At 41.0% G+C, this 19,494-nt stretch carries 20 protein-coding genes; 14 read left to right on the top strand and 6 right to left on the bottom strand.

The features are described from left to right. Nucleotides 1-47 precede the first annotated feature (47 nt). The 3 genes from C0V70_RS14580 to C0V70_RS14570 are packed head-to-tail and all read right to left on the bottom strand — an operon-like array spanning nt 48 to nt 3,602. Nucleotides 48-1,316: a phosphoglucose isomerase-related protein gene (locus tag C0V70_RS14580; RefSeq protein ID WP_102244600.1), complete on the bottom strand. Its 1,269-nt coding sequence runs from the start codon at nt 1,314-1,316 to the stop codon at nt 48-50. Between the two features lie 7 nt (nt 1,317-1,323). Beyond that, nucleotides 1,324-2,460, bottom strand: a complete 1,137-nt coding sequence (locus C0V70_RS14575) for an acyl-CoA dehydrogenase family protein (protein ID WP_102244599.1) — start codon at nt 2,458-2,460, stop codon at nt 1,324-1,326. Next, nucleotides 2,460-3,602, bottom strand: a complete 1,143-nt coding sequence (locus C0V70_RS14570; RefSeq protein ID WP_102244598.1) for an acyl-CoA dehydrogenase family protein — start codon at nt 3,600-3,602, stop codon at nt 2,460-2,462. Before C0V70_RS14570 ends, C0V70_RS14575 begins: the two co-directional genes overlap by 1 nt. A gap of 98 nt (nt 3,603-3,700) precedes the next feature. On the opposite strand from C0V70_RS14570, the gene C0V70_RS14565 reads away from it, so the two are divergent. Continuing rightward, nucleotides 3,701-5,425 carry a hypothetical protein gene (locus tag C0V70_RS14565; protein ID WP_102244597.1) on the top strand — a complete coding sequence of 575 codons (1,725 nt, stop codon included), beginning with the start codon at nt 3,701-3,703 and terminating at the stop codon, nt 5,423-5,425. Then, nucleotides 5,422-5,841: a hypothetical protein gene (locus C0V70_RS14560; protein WP_102244596.1), complete on the top strand. Its 420-nt coding sequence runs from the start codon at nt 5,422-5,424 to the stop codon at nt 5,839-5,841. Before C0V70_RS14565 ends, C0V70_RS14560 begins: the two co-directional genes overlap by 4 nt. Nucleotides 5,842-5,885: 44 nt before the next feature. Here C0V70_RS14560 and C0V70_RS14555 read toward each other — a convergent pair whose 3' ends face one another. Both C0V70_RS14555 and C0V70_RS14550 read right to left on the bottom strand, forming a co-directional pair. Continuing rightward, nucleotides 5,886-6,971 carry a LysM peptidoglycan-binding domain-containing protein gene (locus tag C0V70_RS14555; RefSeq protein WP_133566590.1) on the bottom strand — a complete coding sequence of 362 codons (1,086 nt, stop codon included), beginning with the start codon at nt 6,969-6,971 and terminating at the stop codon, nt 5,886-5,888. 113 nt (nt 6,972-7,084) lie between these two features. Further along, a complete protein-coding gene (locus C0V70_RS14550) occupies nt 7,085-8,014 on the bottom strand; it encodes an endonuclease/exonuclease/phosphatase family protein (protein ID WP_102244594.1) in 930 nt (309 codons plus the stop codon). 87 nt (nt 8,015-8,101) lie between these two features. On the opposite strand from C0V70_RS14550, the gene rlmN reads away from it, so the two are divergent. Continuing rightward, a complete protein-coding gene (rlmN, locus tag C0V70_RS14545; protein WP_102244593.1) occupies nt 8,102-9,217 on the top strand; it encodes a dual-specificity RNA methyltransferase RlmN in 1,116 nt (371 codons plus the stop codon). A gap of 11 nt (nt 9,218-9,228) precedes the next feature. Here the strand turns inward: rlmN and C0V70_RS14540 are convergent, their stop codons facing one another. Then, nucleotides 9,229-9,570, bottom strand: coding sequence for a hypothetical protein (locus C0V70_RS14540; protein ID WP_102244592.1), 342 nt, complete (start codon nt 9,568-9,570; stop codon nt 9,229-9,231). Between the two features lie 165 nt (nt 9,571-9,735). Here C0V70_RS14540 and sppA point away from each other — a divergent pair, with 165 nt between their 5' ends. The 11 genes from sppA to C0V70_RS14485 all read left to right on the top strand — a co-directional run bounded on the left by sppA (nt 9,736) and on the right by C0V70_RS14485 (nt 19,480). Next, nucleotides 9,736-10,650 carry a signal peptide peptidase SppA gene (gene sppA / locus C0V70_RS14535; RefSeq protein WP_102244591.1) on the top strand — a complete coding sequence of 305 codons (915 nt, stop codon included), beginning with the start codon at nt 9,736-9,738 and terminating at the stop codon, nt 10,648-10,650. A gap of 14 nt (nt 10,651-10,664) precedes the next feature. Further along, a complete protein-coding gene (locus C0V70_RS14530; protein ID WP_102244590.1) occupies nt 10,665-11,897 on the top strand; it encodes a hypothetical protein in 1,233 nt (410 codons plus the stop codon). Beyond that, nucleotides 11,897-12,328: an SH3 domain-containing protein gene (locus C0V70_RS14525; RefSeq protein ID WP_102244589.1), complete on the top strand. Its 432-nt coding sequence runs from the start codon at nt 11,897-11,899 to the stop codon at nt 12,326-12,328. Before C0V70_RS14530 ends, C0V70_RS14525 begins: the two co-directional genes overlap by 1 nt. Further along, the gene (locus C0V70_RS14520; RefSeq protein ID WP_102244588.1) at nt 12,328-13,236 is read left to right on the top strand and encodes a hypothetical protein; all 909 of its coding nucleotides are present in this window, start codon (nt 12,328-12,330) and stop codon (nt 13,234-13,236) included. The genes C0V70_RS14525 and C0V70_RS14520 overlap by 1 nt, the downstream gene beginning before the upstream one ends. Then, nucleotides 13,236-14,102 carry a hypothetical protein gene (locus C0V70_RS14515; RefSeq protein WP_102244587.1) on the top strand — a complete coding sequence of 289 codons (867 nt, stop codon included), beginning with the start codon at nt 13,236-13,238 and terminating at the stop codon, nt 14,100-14,102. The genes C0V70_RS14520 and C0V70_RS14515 overlap by 1 nt, the downstream gene beginning before the upstream one ends. A gap of 83 nt (nt 14,103-14,185) precedes the next feature. Continuing rightward, nucleotides 14,186-14,881 (top strand): MotA/TolQ/ExbB proton channel family protein, encoded by a 696-nt coding sequence (locus C0V70_RS19315; protein ID WP_102244586.1) that lies wholly within the window; start codon nt 14,186-14,188, stop codon nt 14,879-14,881. Nucleotides 14,882-14,894: 13 nt separating this feature from the next. Further along, nucleotides 14,895-15,311 carry a biopolymer transporter ExbD gene (locus tag C0V70_RS14505; protein ID WP_102244585.1) on the top strand — a complete coding sequence of 139 codons (417 nt, stop codon included), beginning with the start codon at nt 14,895-14,897 and terminating at the stop codon, nt 15,309-15,311. 19 nt (nt 15,312-15,330) lie between these two features. Further along, nucleotides 15,331-16,197 (top strand): cell envelope integrity protein TolA, encoded by an 867-nt coding sequence (gene tolA, locus C0V70_RS14500; RefSeq protein ID WP_102244584.1) that lies wholly within the window; start codon nt 15,331-15,333, stop codon nt 16,195-16,197. Nucleotides 16,198-16,205: 8 nt separating this feature from the next. Next, on the top strand, nt 16,206-17,543 hold the full coding sequence (locus C0V70_RS14495; protein ID WP_102244583.1) for a beta-propeller domain-containing protein: 1,338 nt from the start codon (nt 16,206-16,208) through the stop codon (nt 17,541-17,543). Between the two features lie 130 nt (nt 17,544-17,673). Then, entirely contained in the window at nt 17,674-19,206 is a 1,533-nt protein-coding gene (locus C0V70_RS14490) for a sigma 54-interacting transcriptional regulator (RefSeq protein ID WP_102244582.1), read from the top strand. A gap of 55 nt (nt 19,207-19,261) precedes the next feature. Further along, nucleotides 19,262-19,480, top strand: coding sequence for a hypothetical protein (locus tag C0V70_RS14485; protein WP_102244581.1), 219 nt, complete (start codon nt 19,262-19,264; stop codon nt 19,478-19,480). The last annotated feature ends 14 nt before the right edge of the window (nt 19,481-19,494 follow it).

Below are 19,494 nucleotides of genomic sequence, written 5' to 3'. Positions count from 1 at the left end.
CTATTAGTGATTTCTTAGCTTTTAATTTTAACTAAGGGTCGAACTTTTTACAACTGGTTCAAAAATTCAAATGCGTAGATCTTCCCAGCTTCAACTCCTGGTTGATCAAAAGGATCAATCATTAGGTAATCTCCCATAAGTGCTGTTAAGCTCTCGAAGAAAAGAACCAGTTGAGCGAGGTGATACTCGTCATTTTTAGCAATCTTTACGTGTAGAACAGCTCTTTCCTGTTCGCGCAGGGCCTTAATTGTCCCTTCCATTTCAGCTTTGATCAAATCTGAAAGTTTAAAGCCTGACAGCTTTTGAAGGTTATTAGTTGAGAGCACTGAGTGAAGAGGGAAGTCATGAGCAAACTTTTCAACTTCAACAATGATGTAGGCCTTGTCATTTGGGCCTTCCATAAAAAGTTGAACTTGAGAGTGCTGGTCTGTTGCCCCGTAGGCAACAATCGGAGTGAATCCAACATTGATCACGTCACCGCGTTTGTTTTTCTTTTTTCCTAAACTCTCTGCCCACAATTGAGTGAACCAAAAAGAGAGGTTTCTTAATTTTGAAGAGTACGGCATGAAGACTGTTTGAGAGATCTCTTTTTTGATTTTTAACTCATAAAGAAATTCAGCGGCAGCAATCAACTCATTTTTCTTTCCATCAGTAGAAAGCAATTCGGCCTGAGCGTCTTTTGCTCCCTGAATAAGCTGATTGATATCCAGACCTGCAAATAAAGCAGGAAGGAAACCAACTGGAGTCAAAGCACTAAAGCGCCCACCGACATCACTTGGCACTTCAAGTGTTGTGATATCCCATTCGCGGGCAAGGGTTAGAAGTTCACTCTTAACTGGATCAGTCGCAAAGACAAAATAGTTTTTATATTCAGAAGGTCTGATTCCACGAGACTCAAACAATTGCGAGATAATCGCCATGGCGGCCATGGTTTCAGCAGTTCCACCTGATTTAGAAACAAAATAAAATAAGCAGTCTTTTAAATCAGCGCCGTGCAGAGGTTGTAGCTGTGAGTGGATTTCTTCCGGGTCAACGTTGTTGATGAAGATAAACTTCGTCTCACTTTTTCCCAGAGCACTCACCAGCATTTCCGGGCCAAGGCTTGAGCCACCAATTCCAATATGAACGAAAATTTTTCTATCTTTAAACTTGTGGAAGACGGCCTTTGAAGAAAGCTCCAGCTCCGAACGAGTGTAAGTGTAAAAGAACTGCGTGCGAGGGTTGTTGATGATGCTTTTAAAGATCTCAACTTTTTTCGCTGTCAGGTCTTCAGACAGGTAAGGGCGCTCAGGATGGAATTGAAATTTAACTGCCATATAATCCTTAGTGAGTTGTGTATTCTTTCTTTAATTGTCTTGCGATAACCACGCGCTGAACCTGGTTTGTTCCCTCAACAATCTGAAGAACTTTTGCATCTCTCATGAAACGCTCAACCGGGTACTCTCTTGTATAACCAACGCCACCTAAAATCTGAACAGCGTCAGTTGTGACTTTCATCGCCGTGTCTGTTGATTTTAGCTTGGCAAATGAGGCGATCTTTTGGTTTGGTCTTCCTTCGTCGTACAGTCTTGCAGCTTCCTGAACAAGAAGTCTTGAAGCTTCAGTTTCACAGGCCATATCGGCCATCATAAACTGCAGACCCTGGAAGTCGAAGATTGGCTGGTTGAATTGCTGGCGAGTCAGAGAGTATTTTACAGACTCATCAAGCGCTCTTTGAGCAAGACCAACACCGATTGATCCAATCGTGATTCTTCCTTTGTCTAAAGCGGCCATGGCCACTTTAAAACCTTCACCTTCTAAGAGAAGTCTGTTTTCTTCAGGGACAAAACAGTTTTCGAAAATCACTTCGCGGGTTGGACTTGTTCTCCATCCCATTTTCTTTTCTTTTTTACCGAACGACAGTCCCGGAGTTCCGTCTCTGACGATGAAAGCAGAAACACCTTTGCTGCCTTCGCCACCTGTTCTTGCCATCACGATGTATGTTTTCGCGATTCCACCTGACGTGATCCAAAGTTTTGTTCCGTTAAGAATATAACCGCCGTCGGCCTTTTTCGCTGTCGTTTTCAGTGAGCTTGCATCTGAGCCAGCGCCTGATTCACTTAAACAGAAAGCACCGATTTCCTGGCCAGCTGTTAAAGGAGGAAGGAAAGTGCTTTTTTGTTTTTCAGTACCAAAGTCGTTGATGATTGATTGAACCATCGTTGAAACCGAAACAGTAACAGCGTAGGGCACAGAGTACTTTGCGATTTCCTCTAGAGCGACTGCGCAGTCCTGGTAAGTTAAACCAGCGCCACCGTAAGCTTCAGGGATAGTCATTCCACAAAATCCAAGTTCACCTAAATCAGTGAAGATCGACATGCGGAATTCTTCTGTCTCATCATCGTGTTCCATGAAAGGCTCGATCTTTGCCAGACAGAATTTTTCTAATTGTGACTTAAGTTCTACTTGTAGTTCATTCATTATTTATCCAATTCCTTAAGCATATTTTTAGCGATGATCATAATCATAACTTCGTTTGTACCAGCGCCGATTTCGTTAAGCTTGTTGTCTCTCATCATGCGCTCAAGCGGGAACTCGCGAGAGTAGCCGTATCCACCGTGAAGTTGGATGGCGTCCAGAGCGATCTTCGTCGCCATCTTTGGCAGTTGAAGTTTCACCATTGCAGCGTTAACCGGCCCTCTTTCTCCAGCATCGTATTGCTTACAAACAGAGTAGAGGAAAGCTCTCATCATTTCTGTTTCAGCTTTCATTTCAGCGATCATTTTTTGGATCAGCTGGAAGTTTCCGATTTGTTTTCCGAATTGTTTTCTTTCCTGAGCGTACTTCACACATTGGTCAACACACGCCTGAGCGATACCAAGAGAGATACCAGCAATCGTGATTCTCTCGATGTCCAGGTTTTTCATCATGTGATAAATTGAGTCGCCTTCTTTTCCTACAAGCTGAGTTGCTGGAACTTTTGCTTTATCAAAAACCAGCTCTCCAGTTGGAGATGATCTCATACCCATTTTATGAATTGGTTTTCCAACGTGGAAACCTGGAGTTCCTTTTTCGATGATGAATGTTGAAAGATTTTTTCTGTCTTCACCTGTTCTTGTGTACACGTAAGCTACGTCAGCGTACTGAGCGTTTGTGATCCACATTTTTGTTCCGTTAATCACATAGTGATCTCCGTCTTTTTTTGCTTTTGTCTGAATACCAACAGCGTCTGAACCGAATTCTGGTTCACTCATACCCATACAACCGATGTGCTCACCAGTGATAAGTTTTGGAAGGTATTTTGCTTTTTGTTCTTCAGAAGCGTTGTTTTGAATGTTGTTTACGCAAAGGATAGTGTGCGCAAGGTATGACAGGGTAGAACCTGCACAGGCCTTACCAAATTCTTCCATGACGATTGTCGCTGCAGTGGCCCCAAGGCCGGCCCCACCGTATTTTGGATCAGCAGTAATTCCTAGAACTCCGAGCTCGCCCATTTTCTTGAATGCATTGATATTGAAAGATTCATCGTGATCGTGTTTCTCTGCAAATGGAGCAAGTTCTTTGCTCGCAAAATCTCTGCACACAGATTGAAGTTCTTTTTCTTCGCTGGTAAAAAACCACATTGCTTAACCGCCTTTTCAGTGAGTATAATTTTCTTAATAAAAATAGAGAGAATTTATAGCAAATTTCTCTTAACACTGTAAGACATGAGGTGTTAGTAGTGACTCTCACGACCCCTGTTCCGCGCGACCAAGACACTGTTTTTCCCGGAGAGAACTGGTTTTTCTACTGGAAAACGTCGGCGTCCCTATGGAAAACTAAACTTCAGGAGTTTCCTGGAACAAAAATTATTATTCCGCTTAACTGGTCTTTTCATTCGGAAACCGGAGATCAATTTGATTTCGGAGAACACAGACCAGAGACAAACTTAAAAAAATTAGTTGAGATCGCCCAGGAAGTGGGAAAAATGGTCGTTTTTTTTCTGCCAGTCACACCTGCGCCTTTTCTGCCTAACGGAGGTCTACCTCACTTACTAGCTAGGAGCATTGCGCTAAATGGCGAGCACATGGCCTACGGAGTGATTGACGCTGACGATCATTTAGTGAAAATTTATTCATTTTTTGATCCGAGAGTTTTTGAAGCTTTCGATAAATTTGTCAAAAAACTTGGCCAGTATTTTTCTCAGGCCACCATCAATGCTGACGTCTGGGGTATCCGTTCCGGGTATTTCAAAGAAGGGCAGTATAGAAGTTTTATTGAAGACTCTTCAAAAACTTTTGAACAAGCTTTCCACCGTTTTCTTCAGACAAAAAAATCGGCAGATGAAACGCTTTCTCCGATTGAAGAGCGTGCACTGTCATTTGAATTTAATAAAACGATTCAGAATTTGTACGAAACCAATGCCCGTGAATCCATCAAAAATAATTTTGAAGGAACTCTCGATGTGGCCTTTTTGGGAGCGGGCACTGATAACTTTTTAAAGCGTCTTTCGGGAACAATCTCTACGGTTGATTACTCGGGCGAGCTTTATGAGGCCCTGGCAAAAGATATTATCCCATCGTCAGTTTTGCTTCCACACCGTCTGAAAAAGGGGGTGTTAACCAGAGAGCTTAACGACCTGGTTGCCAACTCATACCTGCCGGCGAGATTGGCAAGTTCAGCTTACGATCACGACGACATTAACATGTTTCAGCCACTGTCGTTTTTTAAAGTTTATGAGAGAGTTGACGGAGTAAGTTCGCTCTTCCAAAACTGGAACGATTTGCACTTATGGCCTTACTTAAAAGGCTCGTTCGGTTGGAGTTATAAAGTCATTTCCAATGACACTTTAAAGCTGCACGAAAATAAAACTCCTTATCAGGAGCACATCCATCTCTTCCACGGCCACGATGTTGACCGCACGATTTTTAATTATATTTTAAAAACGTTCATGAACGGTGGGCGAGTGATTTTAAACCGCTCGGGTCTCTCGGATGAATTTGCAAAACGCTTTGAGACTTTCTTCTTAGAAAATAATTTAAATGTAGAAAAAGTCCACTTCCAGACTCAGATCCAGAACATTGCTCTGGGCGAAGGAAGATTGGTTCTCATTGAAGGTGAAGGCTTTAAAGAAATGGATAAAAATGATTATCTCAATTTCTGGAAGACTTTAGTGGAGACTTTTTCACTGGTGCACGTGCCGATTCAAAACGTGGATGGGATTGATTTTTACTGGAGAACGAGACCAAGTTCTGCCAATGAATTAAAGTTTGAAGAGGTGAGACGCCTTTCACTTTACAACCCGACTAGTTACCGCAAAAAAATTAAAATGAGCCTGACGAAAAATTTTGTCGTGTACAAAGTTATCGATGAAATCAACGTTATCGTTCAGACTTATCCAAACGAAATTGAAATTGAACTTTCTCCGGAAGGTTCAGTGATTGTAGATTTTGGAGTGTTCTCATGAGAGAAATTGAATATATCGTAGGGATCTACAACAACTTCAACCCTTACCCGGAAGAAGGACAGGAAGAACACTACTTCATGCTTTATCTTTTGGATGAGAAAGGTCTTCTGGAAAAAGAAGGGGCACAAAAACTTTTTAAGGAGCGTTTTTTAAGCGAACACCTAGAAGGTGTGAAGTGTCCACCGAATATGATCGGGCCTTTTCTAGCACTGGAAAACGTCAACCAATTTGCTTTTGCTTTATGTGAAGAGCTCAACGCTGCTCAGGTGAGTTTAATGTCGGTGAGTGAATATAATTCTCTTCTGGAGAATTCACAACTGGCCTCTGATTTTCATCGCGACCTTTTAGAGAAGGGGAATGTGATGGAGAACATCGAAAGAAAGAAAAAAGGATTTTTAAGCAGATTTTTTAGCTAATTTAGGCAAAAAAAAGCCCCTCATTGAGGGGCTTTTTTTATGGATTAAAGAGTTTGAATTTCTTCGTCGATATCCGGAGCAATTTCCTGCTCATGAGGAACCGATACATTGTTGATCAGGTCGATTTCAGCTTCTTGTGGAGCTGAGATTTTTTCAACTGCAGTCTTAACCAGCTCTCTTTTTGGAGCTGAAAGTGTTTGAACTGCTTCATCTGTTTGAGCTTCTTCAGAGAATTGAACTGTCGATTTTGGCAATTCAACTTCTGCTGCTTTTGCCGGAGCTTCAGCTGTTAATGTCTGGTCTACAATGATTTCTTCTTCTGCAATTTCCTGCTTTGGCTGAGCAGCTTTTGGTTGAACGAAGTTCGCCATTCCACCGTTTGTGTAATACAGAGTGAACCCTGCATAAATCACGTTAGGGTTTTTGATTAGAGGCTTGTTGTTTTCCCAAATCGATTTCCACTTCTTAGGAGTAGAGTAAACAGTGTTTGAGATTGTTCCTAGTGTTTCACCAGTTTTAATTAAGTAAGGAGATCCAGCTGGGTTCCAGACAAATGGAGCTTCTGGAGCGCGGTACTTAAGTTCAGTATTGGCACGAAGAGCAGTGTTGTTGCCAAGACCTGGGTTCATGTTTTTGATGTCTTTCCACTTCGAGATATCGCCATAAAGTTTGAAGGCGATTTGCATAAGCGTTTCACCTTTTTTCACTTTATAAGACTTCACTTGTCCCGCTTCACTGTAAGCTGGAACTTCTGGTTCTGATTTAATTTCAGGAAGAGCTTCTGAAACTTCAACATGTGTCTCTTGAGATTTATCAGGAGTTAGAGCAATCTGTGATTCTTTAACTGTTTCACCTGGTCTGTCAGCAGAGAATTCATCTTCAAGTGACTTTAGGTCAGGATCGTTAGCGGAAATGTTTGATGGGTTGTCTGTGTGAGACTCACTTGTTTCTTCCATCGTCTTGCTGAAGAGGTCATCAGTTGCATCAGCAGAAGAGGTTGTGGCCGGAGCAGAGTTTAACTCTTCACTGCTTGACGTTGAAGTGCCATCAGTTGGTTGTTCAGGAGTTTTGAATCTTTCGATCAACCCACACGAAGATAAAACCAACGACAGGAACAATATCTTAAACATCGTTTTATTTTTCAATGAAAACTCCCTTGGAATGCATGCCTATTTAAAACAATAATAACATGTTTATTTTAAGGGAATTAAGAATGTGAAGGCAGAGTGGGGAAAACTTTTCCCTAGTGTGCAAGACTTAAATCTTGAGTAAACTCCTCATCCTCGAAATCAAATTTCAGAGGGGAATACTCAACTTCTACCTGTAGCGGCTTATGATCCGAGCCTTTGAAGTCTCCGTCGACTTTTGCACGCGTGACTTTTAAATCTTTTGTATGAAGGAAGTGATCCAGGGGATACCCGTTAAAAGTCATTCGATTATCCGGAAGAAAGCGAGCTTCAACCAGGTTTAATTTCTGAGCGTATTCCTCCAGGATTGAGATGCGATCGCGGTTCCAGGTATTGAAGTCACCCGAAAAAACCAGGGGCGACGGGATGTCTTTAATGCGTTCGTAGATGCGGTTGAGTTCGTGACGGAAGCTTTTTGTCGAAACAAAATTGATTCCGTGAAGATTAACCACCGTAAGCTCTTTTGTTGAAAAGCGGATAGGATAGCTGGTGATCAAAGCGACTTTCGGAGAATTCACCACCGGCTCTAAAGTTTCAGTGCGGATAAATTCAGTATAGGCCGGTTTGACGGCGCTGATGTTTGCCACACCAGTTCTCACTTTTTCTTTGCCTGAGAAAAAACTAGTCGCAGTTGTGAAATAAAAATTTGGAAGGTAGCGGAAAACATCCATCATGTTGGGATCAAGAAAGACTTCCTGGTTCATGACGATATCGCGGTCGAAGGCCAGGGAAAGGTATTCAGTTTTGAAGCTATCTTCCGTTCCTTTGTGCAGGTTCCAGACGAGAAATTTAAATTTCCTGGGCGGCAGTTGGTTTTTGGTTACTTTCCCAAAAGTCCTGATAACTTCCTCGTCACCAGGGACGGGAAAAGCAACTTCAGGCCTGTTAACAAAGACGCTCTGGGCGAGAGAGCTTTGGGCATAGGAGCTGGAAGCTAATGAAATAAGGGCGTTAACTGCAAAAAGGCTAAGGATAAAATTTTTCATCTTAAAAGCGTAAACCAGCTGTTTTGGTTTGTAAAAATTACTTTTTGAAGGCCATCCCCTGTGAAGTTTGTTATAACGCCCACACTTATGAGCATTAATTTAAAACTAGAAAAACCTTCTTTATACGCCCTGACACTCGTGGAGCTTCGCGATTACCTAGCTGAAAAGGGACTGGCGAAATTCGCGGCCGATCAAATTTACCAATGGATGTACAAATTCCATGAGCGCGACCTTTCGAAGTGGTCGAACATTTCTAAAAAAATTCGTGAGGATTTTGAAAATAATTTTGATTTAACTCTGCCAACAGTTGTTTGGAACGGGCTTTCAAAAGACGGGACGAGAAAGTTCCTGGTGAAAATGCGCGATGGTCAGACTGTTGAAGCAGTCGCTATTCCGGCAAAAGACCGACTGACTCTTTGTATCTCTTCTCAGGTTGGGTGTGCGATTGGATGTACGTTCTGCCACACGGGAACAATGGGGTTAAAGAGAAACCTTTTAGCTGACGAAATCGTCGGTCAATTCTTGGCAATCACTGACTGGTTAAAGGCCAATGTCAGTACTGAAGAAAAACTCACAAACATCGTTTTCATGGGGCAAGGGGAACCACTTCATAACTATGATAACGTCAGAAGTGCGACGATCATTTTCATGGAAGACAAAGGCCTTGGTCTGTCTCAAAGAAAGATCACACTTTCGACTTCAGGACTTGTTCCGCAAATTGAAAAAATGTGGGATTTCCCACCGGTGAATATCGCTATTTCTCTGCATGCCGCTCATAACGATATCCGCTCTGAACTAATGCCAATCAACAAGGCCTTCGATCTTCAAAGACTTTTTGAAGCTATTAGAAAAGTACCGCTTAAAGCTTACCGTCGCATCACGTATGAATACATCCTGATTGCTGATCTTAACGATCGCCAGGAAGATATCGATGGGCTTTGTGACCTGCTAGAGAAGAGTAAATCAAAGATCAACATCATTCCATACAATGACTTTCCGGACTCGAAATTCAAACGTCCGAGCAACTCAAAGATCATCTGGTTTCAGGAAGAGCTTTTAAAACGTGGTTTTGTTTGTACGACAAGAACCACAAAAGGCCAGGATATCCTGGCCGCTTGTGGACAATTAAAAAGCGAATACGAAAAACTGAATCTTTGGGACACGAATAAATCAAAGGCCTTCGAGATGCAGTTTTCTAAGTAAACTCAAAAAGCTTAGTGTCTGCTTTCTGATTCCATACGATACAACCAAGGTTTTGGTGCTTCGGCCGGTTCTTCTTTAACTTCAGGCTTAACGTCGTAAACCTTTTTCTTCTTTTCTTTGGCGATTACCGAAGAAGGCTCTCTGTCAGAAACCTCCTCTTCAGATGCGATCTGACGGTCTGTAACGGCGCCCGTTTCCACCTTGTAGTGATCACCAAATTCAGCCGTCTTCATCTCTTTAGAAGGGGCAGCGTGCTTTTTGAAACTAACCTCAGGGTTTTTATATTCAGTGGCCACTGCCATTGAACAAATTGCCAGAGTCAGAAGAGATAGTGAGATCATTTTTGTCTTCATACATTCACTCCTTACCGACCATATCGGATCAAAATGCTCATCGGTTTAATTATTGTAGAACTTGAGGGAAAAAGTCGGGCTTTCTCGAAGTTTGTTTACGTTCGCCTATGTTTTTGAGACTATAGAAGGGATTTATTTTAGTTTTGATCAAAAAATGGAGTTTTTGTGACCTCATCTAAAAATACCAAGGCCTTATTTGGCATTTTCGCCATGGTTTTCGTTTTCTTCGTCATCTTAATCGCTTTTGCTTTTATCACTATGAATGCTTTTAATGAGACCTCGCTGGTTCAGAAAAAGTCTAATAGCGCTCACATCGGTGTTATCACTGTTGATGGGGTGATCATGGATTCAAAAGACACAATCGAACTTCTGCAAATTGCTGAAGAAGACAAACAACTTCAGGCCATCATTTTAAGAATTGATTCTCCGGGCGGTGCTGTTGGACCGACTCAGGAAATTTATGAAGAGATTCAACGTATCGACAAAAAGAAACCAATCTATGCTTCTTTCGGTGGTATCGCGGCCAGTGGTGGATACTATCTTGGTTCAGCAACAAGAAAGATCTGGGCAAGCCCGGGAACTCTGACTGGTTCTATTGGGGTGATCATGGAGTTTATGGATCTTTCAAAGCTTTATGAGTTTGCAAAAGTAAGCCCACAAACAGTAAAGGCTGGACGTTATAAAGATGCGGGAAATCCTGCACGCGCACTAACTCAGGAAGAATCAGATATGATGAACAAACTGATTGCCGGAGTTCACAAGCAATTTATCAACGACATCTTAAAGCGCAGAGCTGACAAGATTAAAGGCGACATTACTGAACACGCTCAAGGACAGATCTTCTCGGGTGAAGAAGCTAAGAACATCGGTCTGGTTGATGAGATGGGAAGTTTGTGGACAGCCGGAAGAGCAATTCACACTGAAATGAAAATGAAAGATGAGTTCGCTTTAAAATTTATTGAAAAGAAAAAGAAAGTAGGACTGTTTGATTTGATGGGATCTTTAGAAGAAAGCATCAGCAGACTAAACCTGAGTTCTATTGCAACGATGGATCAGTCTCCACGTTTAATGTTTAAATAGGTTATAAAGAAATAATGGAAGCAATTCTCCCTTGGATACAAGAACATTTACTGGCCGTGGTGGCGATTTTAATCACCATCGTACTGGTTTATCATTACCTGATTGAAAAAGAGACAGGTGCAAAACTTTCTAAGCGTTATAGAAACTCAATCTTTGAAGCTCAATCAAAGATTTTCCTGAATGCAACTCAATACCTGATCTCAGGAAACAAAGACCTGGCGATCAAGGAATTTTTAAGTGCAGTGGATATTAACCGTGAAACCATCGAGACTTATTTCGCGCTCGGAGGACTTTTTAGAAGTAACGGCGAAATTGAAAAAGCAATCAGCATTCACCGCTCGCTTATTGCCCGCGAAAACATTTCAGAATCTCATCGTCTGCGCGCACTTAAAGAGCTGGCACTGGATTTTGATAAAGGTGGATTCATTGATAAAGCGATTGAAACTTACCGCGATGTTTTAAAAATCAACCGCGACCAGTTTGAAGTGATCCAGGCCCTGTGCCGTATCTATGAAGATATCGAGGATTGGGACCAGGCGTACAACTACCGCATTATGCTTTCTAAAGTAGGGCACAACAACCAGGCCGAAACGATTTCACACATTCTTGTTCAAAAAGCGAAACAGTATTTTGAAAAAGGTGATTTCAAGAAATGTGAAGAAGACCTGGAAGATGCTTTTAGATTTGCCCCAAGTGTGTCGGCAAAAATCCTGCGTCTAAAATTATTTTTAGTAAGTGGAGATTTAGAGCAGGCAAAATACTTGTTACTTGAGATTTTAAAAGAGCATCCAATGTATGCGTCTTTTGTTTTCGTTTCAATCGGCGAAGACTTTAAGACAAGTAATGAAGCCCTGAAAAAAGATTATCAGGCCCGCCTGGAAGTTTTAAGAAAGTACTTCCTGGATTTAGATGATAAAGACCTGACGACATCAGCGTCTGTGGTTTTATCTAAAGTTCGTTTATTAAAAGAAGCGGGCATGATCAATGAAGCCTTTGAACTTTTAAAGGGCTGGATGGACACTAACAAAAACTCATCAGAAGTGATGAAGGTAGAATACATTAAACTTTTAATTGAGCTGCAAAAGAAAGATGAAGCTCTTACTCAGACCAGAGGACTACTGGACAATCTTCACCAGACATTGGCAAAACACTACTGCCGTCAGTGTGGATACAATTCAGACAGCCTTTTCTGGAGATGCCCTCAGTGTCACGAGTGGGAGACGATCCAATTTAGATGGAAGGTATAATGTCTAAAACTATTTTAAGCATGATGCTTATTTTAAGTTTTAATCTCGGCGCTCAGACAACGGCACCGTTGACTAAAACATTAGTGGGAGTGAAGTACTTCAATCAGATGATGGGGAACGTACATCAGAATGCATCCCGCTATTCACAGGTTTTAACCACAATCAGCTGTAATCATCCGGTAAAAGTGATGAAAGAAACATCTAAGGATGGAAAAGAGTTTCTTTTATATGGAGAGAACAACTGGTATTCAGTGGTCGTAGGCCCCTATGAAGGCTTTATCATGGCCGATTACTTAAGCGATAAAAAGAATGTTTGTTTTGAAGAAGAGTACTCAAAGTTTTTTGACGGACTCAATCTCGATATCAATGACCTTTATTACTGGGCGAGACTGTATGATCAGTACGTTCAGGGGAAATCAAAGGTGCGCTAATGAAATCATTAATCCTCCTTTCTCTACTCATGTCTTTATCTGCCAATGCGGCCGAAGGGCATGGCGAAGCTAAAAAAGAAGAAGCTGCTCCTGCTGCTAAAGAAGGGGAAGGCAAAGAGCTTTTGGATTTTAACTCAATTAAAGACTTGATTAAAAAAGATGGACTGGAAGATGAGTTAAAAAAGAAACAGGAAGAAAAACGCGTTTTCTTAGATAAGAAAAAACGCGACGATATGAAACGCTACAACGTTCCCGGGCAGGAAGAATTCTGGAATATGTTTTCTGAGTTATGGCTGGTAAAAAATGCGACGTTTTTAAAATGGGATTTCCACAAGCCGGAATACGACCTGGAAAAGTCATTTATTGAACTTTTAGAAAAGCAGGGAATCTATGAAAAGAAAATTAAAATTCTTCTTTTAGACACAACTGAAGTCATCCATGCGGCCCTGCCGACCAATGACAAAGAATACATCTTCTTATTGTCTCAGCCTTTTATCAGGACAATGGATCTATCTAAGGTTGAGATCTCTTTGATTCTCTTTGAAGACTTTTTAAGGGCCAGAAGCGGCTATTTTAAAAACTATGTGCTCTCAAAAGACCTGGAGTCTTACTTAGGCTCTAATTTCAATGGGAAGCCATTTAATAAAAAACTTATTGATGACCATCTAAAAAAATACAACACACTTCTTCTGGAAAAGGGCTTTAGCTTCCAGGAGCAGTTTGAGGTGACAACAGAGATGGATGCTCTTTTAAAAAGTGACTTGAAAATCTGGAACACTTACCTGACTTTATTAGAGAAGATCGATGCACTGACAAAGTCGAACACTCTTTATAAAAAATACGCTCAGATTTACCCTTCGCCCGAGCTTCAGCTCAACTGGCTAAGGCCTAAACCAAGTCGTTTTTAATGAAAGAGACACTGTCCCACTATTATGAAGAGACTCTGGCCTTTTTCCGCTCTCCTTTAGGGCGCCAGATGCTCATTTATTTTTTCTTCTATGCCTTTTTGTGGGGTTTTCATCTTATTTTGATTTCTCTGGTGTCTTATTTCCATCTTCTTTTAAATCACAACATCAGGACGATTGGCGACTGGATTGGAGACAGGGGATGGACTCTTATCATCATCTCCAAGTTGGTAGTGTTTTATCTCACGATGCTTTTTGTTAATTTAAAGACTAAAAAGATCTTTTCGCTTAAGAGTTACTTCCGCAATAGTATTCAGACTCCGAGACTGGAAGTGTTTGTGGCGATTTTATTTCTTATCATTGGTTTGATGGGAATCGCCGAGATGAGGTTTAATAAAACGATGATTGTTGAGATTGATCGTTTGATCTTATCCATTGCCGGGACATTCATTTTTTTTTCGGTCGATTATGTTCTCCTGGTTATTCTCGATGTTTTTTATCCAATCAGAGATGACAAAACACGTTTAAAGAGAATTTTTTTATTCCCGTTTTTATTTTACTTTTTTACGGCAGCAACTTTTGTTTACGAGCAAACGATAACGTTCAAACTTTATCCGCTTTTTTTCCTTCTCCTTTATAGTGGAGAGTGGAGACGAAAAAACTGGACGCTTCCGGCGTTGTTTCTTTCAGTGTTCATCATTCCGGCCTTTTCTCTTATGAGTCTTGATCCGGTGTGGGGAGAGATTTACTCGCCATTTGCGCCAACAAGAAAAATTGGATGGGCTTCATTTCTTATTCTGGTGGCCTTCGCTGTCGGATATCTGCAATACACTCTGAAGAAGAAACCAGAGTATATCTATCGGGATTAGACGATTTAACTTAATAATTTAAGAAAAATTGTCTATGATATTAAGGCATAAAAAATTCTTTATTTCATCAGGAGTCAAAGACTGTGGAAGGCGCAAAATTAGATATTCTCAACATTATCTGGCATTCAGGAATTATTGTTAAAATCGTACTGGGACTTTTAGTTGCCGCTTCGGTTTATTCTTGGGCCATCATCTTAAAGAAGAAAAAACTTTTCTCTGAAGTTGAAGAAAACAATAAACGTTTTTATGAAATTTACCAAAACTCAGAAAACTTAAAAGACATCATGATTAAGTCAGAGATGCTTCCGTTTTCACCATACAAAGCTCTTTATACAAACGGTTATAAAGAATTAGTGAAAATGAAAGAGGCTTACTCTGGTCAACACCAAAGCGGTTTAGCTTTTCACTTCCAGAATTTTGGAATGGGTGTTTTAGAGCGCGGTCTTAAAAAAGGTGCAAACGAAACTAACGACGAACTAAGTAAACTTCTGCCAACACTTGCTTCAATTGGTTCAGTAACTCCATTCGTAGGATTATTCGGAACTGTTTGGGGGATCATCGACGCTTTCGCCGGTCTTGCTGGTGGTGGTGGATCAATCGATGCTGTTGCTCCCGGTATTGCTGAAGCCCTGGTTGCGACAGCAGTAGGTCTGGCAGCAGCGATTCCTGCCGTTTGGTTTTACAACCACTTTAACAGCATCAACGAAAAAGTGAATTCTGAAATGGAGAGCTTTGGACAAGATTTCATTAACGTTGTTGAGCGTTCAGTAATCGAATAGTACGGAGTTTAAAATGGGATTTAGCACAGGTAAAAAAAAGGGAGCCATTTCCGACATCAACGTCACACCACTAGTAGACGTAATGCTGGTTCTTTTAGTTATCTTCATGGTAACGGCCCCTTTAATGTTAAACGGAATTAAGCTCGACTTGCCAAAAACAAAAGAAGTAAACCCGGTCAACCTCAACGCTACTCAGGTGATTGTTTCAATCAGTAAGTCTGAAGAGTTTTTCCTGGGGAAAGATAAAATGCTTTTAGGGGAATTGGTTCCTGAAATTCAAAAGCAGTTTAAGGCCAATAATACAGACACGGTTTTCCTTCGCGCAGACTTCGGTCTCGCTTATGGAAAAGTGGCAAGACTGATGTCGCACTTAAAGCGCGGTGGAATCCAGAAGATTGCACTGGTTACTGTTACAGAAGATAAAAAATAAAGACAAGAAGCAATAAAGAATGAGAGTCTTTCAAACTCCAAAATTTAATCACCCTGGGTTTAACTTCTTTTTAAGGCGTTCGACCTATATCCACGCAGCACTTGTGGCCTCTACTTTAATTGGTGGAAAGGTCGCGTTTGATCTTAATCGCGCAGAAAGAGAAAAAAACCTGGAGTTGATCCAGGCCTCAGTTCGAGTCGATATGGTGGCGATGCCAACTCATACTTTGAATGAACTTAAAAATCTTTCAAGTGGTGTAGAGGAAGCTAAACGTGAAGAAAAAGCTCCAGAGATTGAAAAGCCGGTAGAAAAAGTTGAAGCTAAACCGGAACCGAAAGAAGAACCAAAAGAAGAACCAAAAGTCGCAGAAGAAAAACCGGATGCTGGTCCGACTTTTGAAGAAGCAAAGGCCGCTCAGAAAAGAAAAGATTTCTTGAGTAAACTTAAGACGATTGGAAACAAAAAAGTTGATTCTGAAGGAACTCAGAAAGCTGAAAAAGGGGCTTACGGCAGTAAAGAGACAGCACTAAAAGACCTGGTTCTTTCTGGAAATAAATTATCTAAAGGAACGGCGATGTATGGAGAAGGTGGAGCTGCTGAAATGACAGCTTTCCAGGCCTATGCTTCAAGACTTCCGGATTTAGTTCGCCCTCACTGGAAACTTCCAAGTTTCTTGATGGATAAAAACTACAAGGCCCGCATTCGCGTATGGCTTAATATGAGTGGTGAAGTCACAAGAGCTGTTGTGTACCAGTCAAGTGGGGACAATGAGTTTGATCAAAGAGCAGTCGAAGCTGTGAAAACAGCGTCTCCTTTTCCGGCACTTAAAGAAGAGTTCGGAAGAAGGGCCATGAATGGTGATATATTGTTAGGTTTCCCTTTATAAGAGGTTTTATGAAAAGTTTATTAGTCGCTATGATGATTTTCCTTTCAGTGGGTGCATTTGCTCAGGATGATAACCTGACAATCGTCGCTGTTGGTGAAGCTACATTAGAAAAAGATAAAATGGTCATTCAAGATCCATATATGTCAGGAAATTTAACAGCGGCTCAAAAAACGGCAGCTTCAGAGCTCGTAAAGCTGATGAGAAACGATTTTTCTTTTTACCAAAAGAAATTCTTCTTGGTAGAAGCAGCTCCTAATAATACATCTGTTCGCCAGCCGACAAACTATGAGTACTGGCAGTCTAAAGGTGTGCGCTTTTTAGGAACGGCATCGGTTGATAAGGCCGGCGAGGGCATGAAGGTAACGGTTGTTTTCGAAGATATTAAAAACAGAAAGCAAATTTATAACAAAACAGAAATGGTAACGATCGCGACTCTTCGTAAAGAAGGGCACGAGATGGCCAACGGTGTTTATAAACAAATCATCGGAAAGGATTCAATCTTTACTTCTAAGATCGTCTTTGTTTCAGATAGAAACACAAGAGGAAAGAAAACGGTGAAAGAAGTCTATATGATGGACTTCGATGGAAAAAATGTCACTCAGATCACAAACCATGGCGGGATCGTTATTTCTCCTTCTATGTCTCAAGATGGCCGCTACCTGATATACTCGCTGATTTCCAACTCAGCTAAGAAAAGAAACAACGACCTTTATCTAATGGACATGAGAACTCGCGAAACTAAAATCATCTCTAATAGAGATGGGGTGAACTCGGGAGCTATCTTCTTAACAGGTGGAAAGAGTATTGCGCTTACTCTGACAGTTTCAGGAAACGCTGAAATTTATGAGATGAACCTGGCGACTCAAGAGTTAAGAAAAATCACTAGTCACTTTGCTTCGGACGTTGACCCTTCTATTACATACGATGGTTCATTAATGACGTTCTTATCTGATAGACCTGGAAAGGCCATGATCTACACGATGGACCCGCGCGGGACCGAATCTAATGTAAAGAGGATCAGCTTCGTCGGTCAGTTCAATGCAACTCCACGCTTTTCACCGGACGGGAAAGAGATCGTTTTCTCTTCTTGGCTGGATAACTCTTTTGACCTTTTCAGAATCTCATCTGATGGCCAGGGTCTGGCCCGCCTGACGAAGGATTTTGGTTCTAATGAAGACCCGAGCTATTCGAATGATGGGGAGTTTATCGCCTTTACTAGCCAGCGTGTTATCTCACGAGTGAAGGCCGACCAAAATATCTACATTATGGACCGTGATGGGGGGATTTTAGGGGCCATTACCGCTGGATTCGGGAATTGTATAAGTCCTAGATGGTATAAGTTCTAGAAATCACGTAAATGTGGAAAAAATTTTAGACAACCGAGCATTTTAGTCTTGTAAAATATTCAGACGCACTGTATTATTTACTGAGTAACGCAACGCAGTTTTTAATACTAAATTGTCCAGGAGTTCTACAATGACTAGTTCAATGATTAACAACAAGACAAGCCTAGAAAACCTAACTTCATCTCTTCTTTTAAGCCTAGATGAAGCACACTTTTTTACATCTCTAAACGCTTTCTTCAAAGGTCATATGAACGCTCATAAAGTTCAGGTCTACAAAATCCTGGAAAACGGTTCAGCAATCCTTATGTCAGAAGACGCACACGCAGTAACAAACGGCCTGGTTCTAGATAAAGGTGTTGGTGCTGCTGGGTATATCGCTCGTACAAAAAGAGGATACTTTTCAAATACAGTAGAAAGAGACCCGGTTTTCACAAGAGAAGCTGCTCTAGGTGTAAAAGCTGAGCTTTGTCTTCCAATCTCTGCTGACGGTGTTGTTATTGGTTCAATCCACTGTCAAATGTTGGATAACTCTCGTGAGTTCTCACGTGAAGATATGACTTTTGGTATGTCGATCCTTGCAGACATCAAGAGCCCAATCCAAAACATGAAAATGTACCTTGCTGCTAAAAACCTTAACGAAGCTCTACTTCGTACAATTGAACTTAAAGAAAAAGAACTTCAAGAGTCACGCTCTGGAGTGAAGATTCAAGATTCTTTCAAAATCTTAGAAAAAGAAATCATCGGTAGATCACAGGCAATGAAAGACCTTCTTGCTCTGGTAGATAGAATTGCTGATAAAGAAATCTCTGCTTTCATCATGGGTGAAGCGGCGACTGGTAAAGAAATGATCGCACGTCGTATTCACTGCAGATCACACCGTCGTGACAGAGCTTTCGTAACTGTAGACTGTTCAACAATGAACGAAGCTCAGCTTGACCGTGAAATGTTTGGTCTTGAAAACCACATGGGAATGCTTGAAGTTTCAAATTACGGAACTCTTTTCATCAACTCAATTGAAAAGATGACTCCTGCTATCCAAAATAAACTTGTTCAGTTCATTAACAATAAAATGGGAATTAAAGCTGACAATGGTTTCTTTAAGTCTGACGTAAGATTAATCTCTGCTTCAACTAAAGACCTTATGGAACTAGTGCGCGAAGGAAAATTCAGAGAAGACCTATACTTCGCACTAAGTACAGTTGTTCTTAAAGCTCCAGCTCTAAGAGAAAGAAAAGAAGATATTGAACTAATGGCGAACTTCTTCCTTAACCAAAATAAAGCGAAAGAAGCTCATAAGTCTTTCTCTCCATCTGCGATCAAAGCTCTAACAGAGTTCAACTGGTCAGGAAACGTGAGAGAGCTACAAAACGTAGTAGAGCGCGCTTACATCCTTGCAGAAGGATCAATCATTGAAAAACTACACCTGGACGAGCACATCCAGTCTGCTTCTGAAGCAAAAATCGTAGCAGCAGCTCCAGTAGCAGCTAAGCCGGTTGAGTTCCAACACGTAACACTAGAAGAACTAGAGAAAAACCACATCATGGGAACTCTTGAAAACCTAGGTGGAAACAAGACAAAAACGGCTAAAGTTCTTGGAATTACAGTTAAGACTCTATACAACAAACTTCACTCTTACGGAGTTGAGTTCGATAAGGAAGCTTAATTTGTTGTAATTGTTAGGTGAAATACAGTAATATTAGAAAGTTGGAGGATACACCATGTCACTAGAAACAAATACAGAAGCAGTCGTAGAGAGCCCGAAGACTCCGAGGAACTTTAGAACTGCAATCGATATTGAAAACTTCTACCGCTTCGTAAATGATAACGATCTTAGAAGAGAAGCAAAGATCATGCTTGAGCTTATTCAGCAAAAAGTAATGATCACGGTTAAGAAGAAAAAGAAAGAAACTAAAAATCTTAAGAAGAACCTACATTAATTAATTAAACGAAG

The sequence above is a fragment of the Bacteriovorax stolpii genome (assembly GCF_002872415.1).
Classification (GTDB): Bacteria; Bdellovibrionota; Bacteriovoracia; order Bacteriovoracales; family Bacteriovoracaceae; genus Bacteriovorax; species Bacteriovorax stolpii.
The sequence above is the reverse complement of the archived record's forward strand: the minus strand, read 5'-3'. Positions and strand labels throughout refer to the sequence as shown.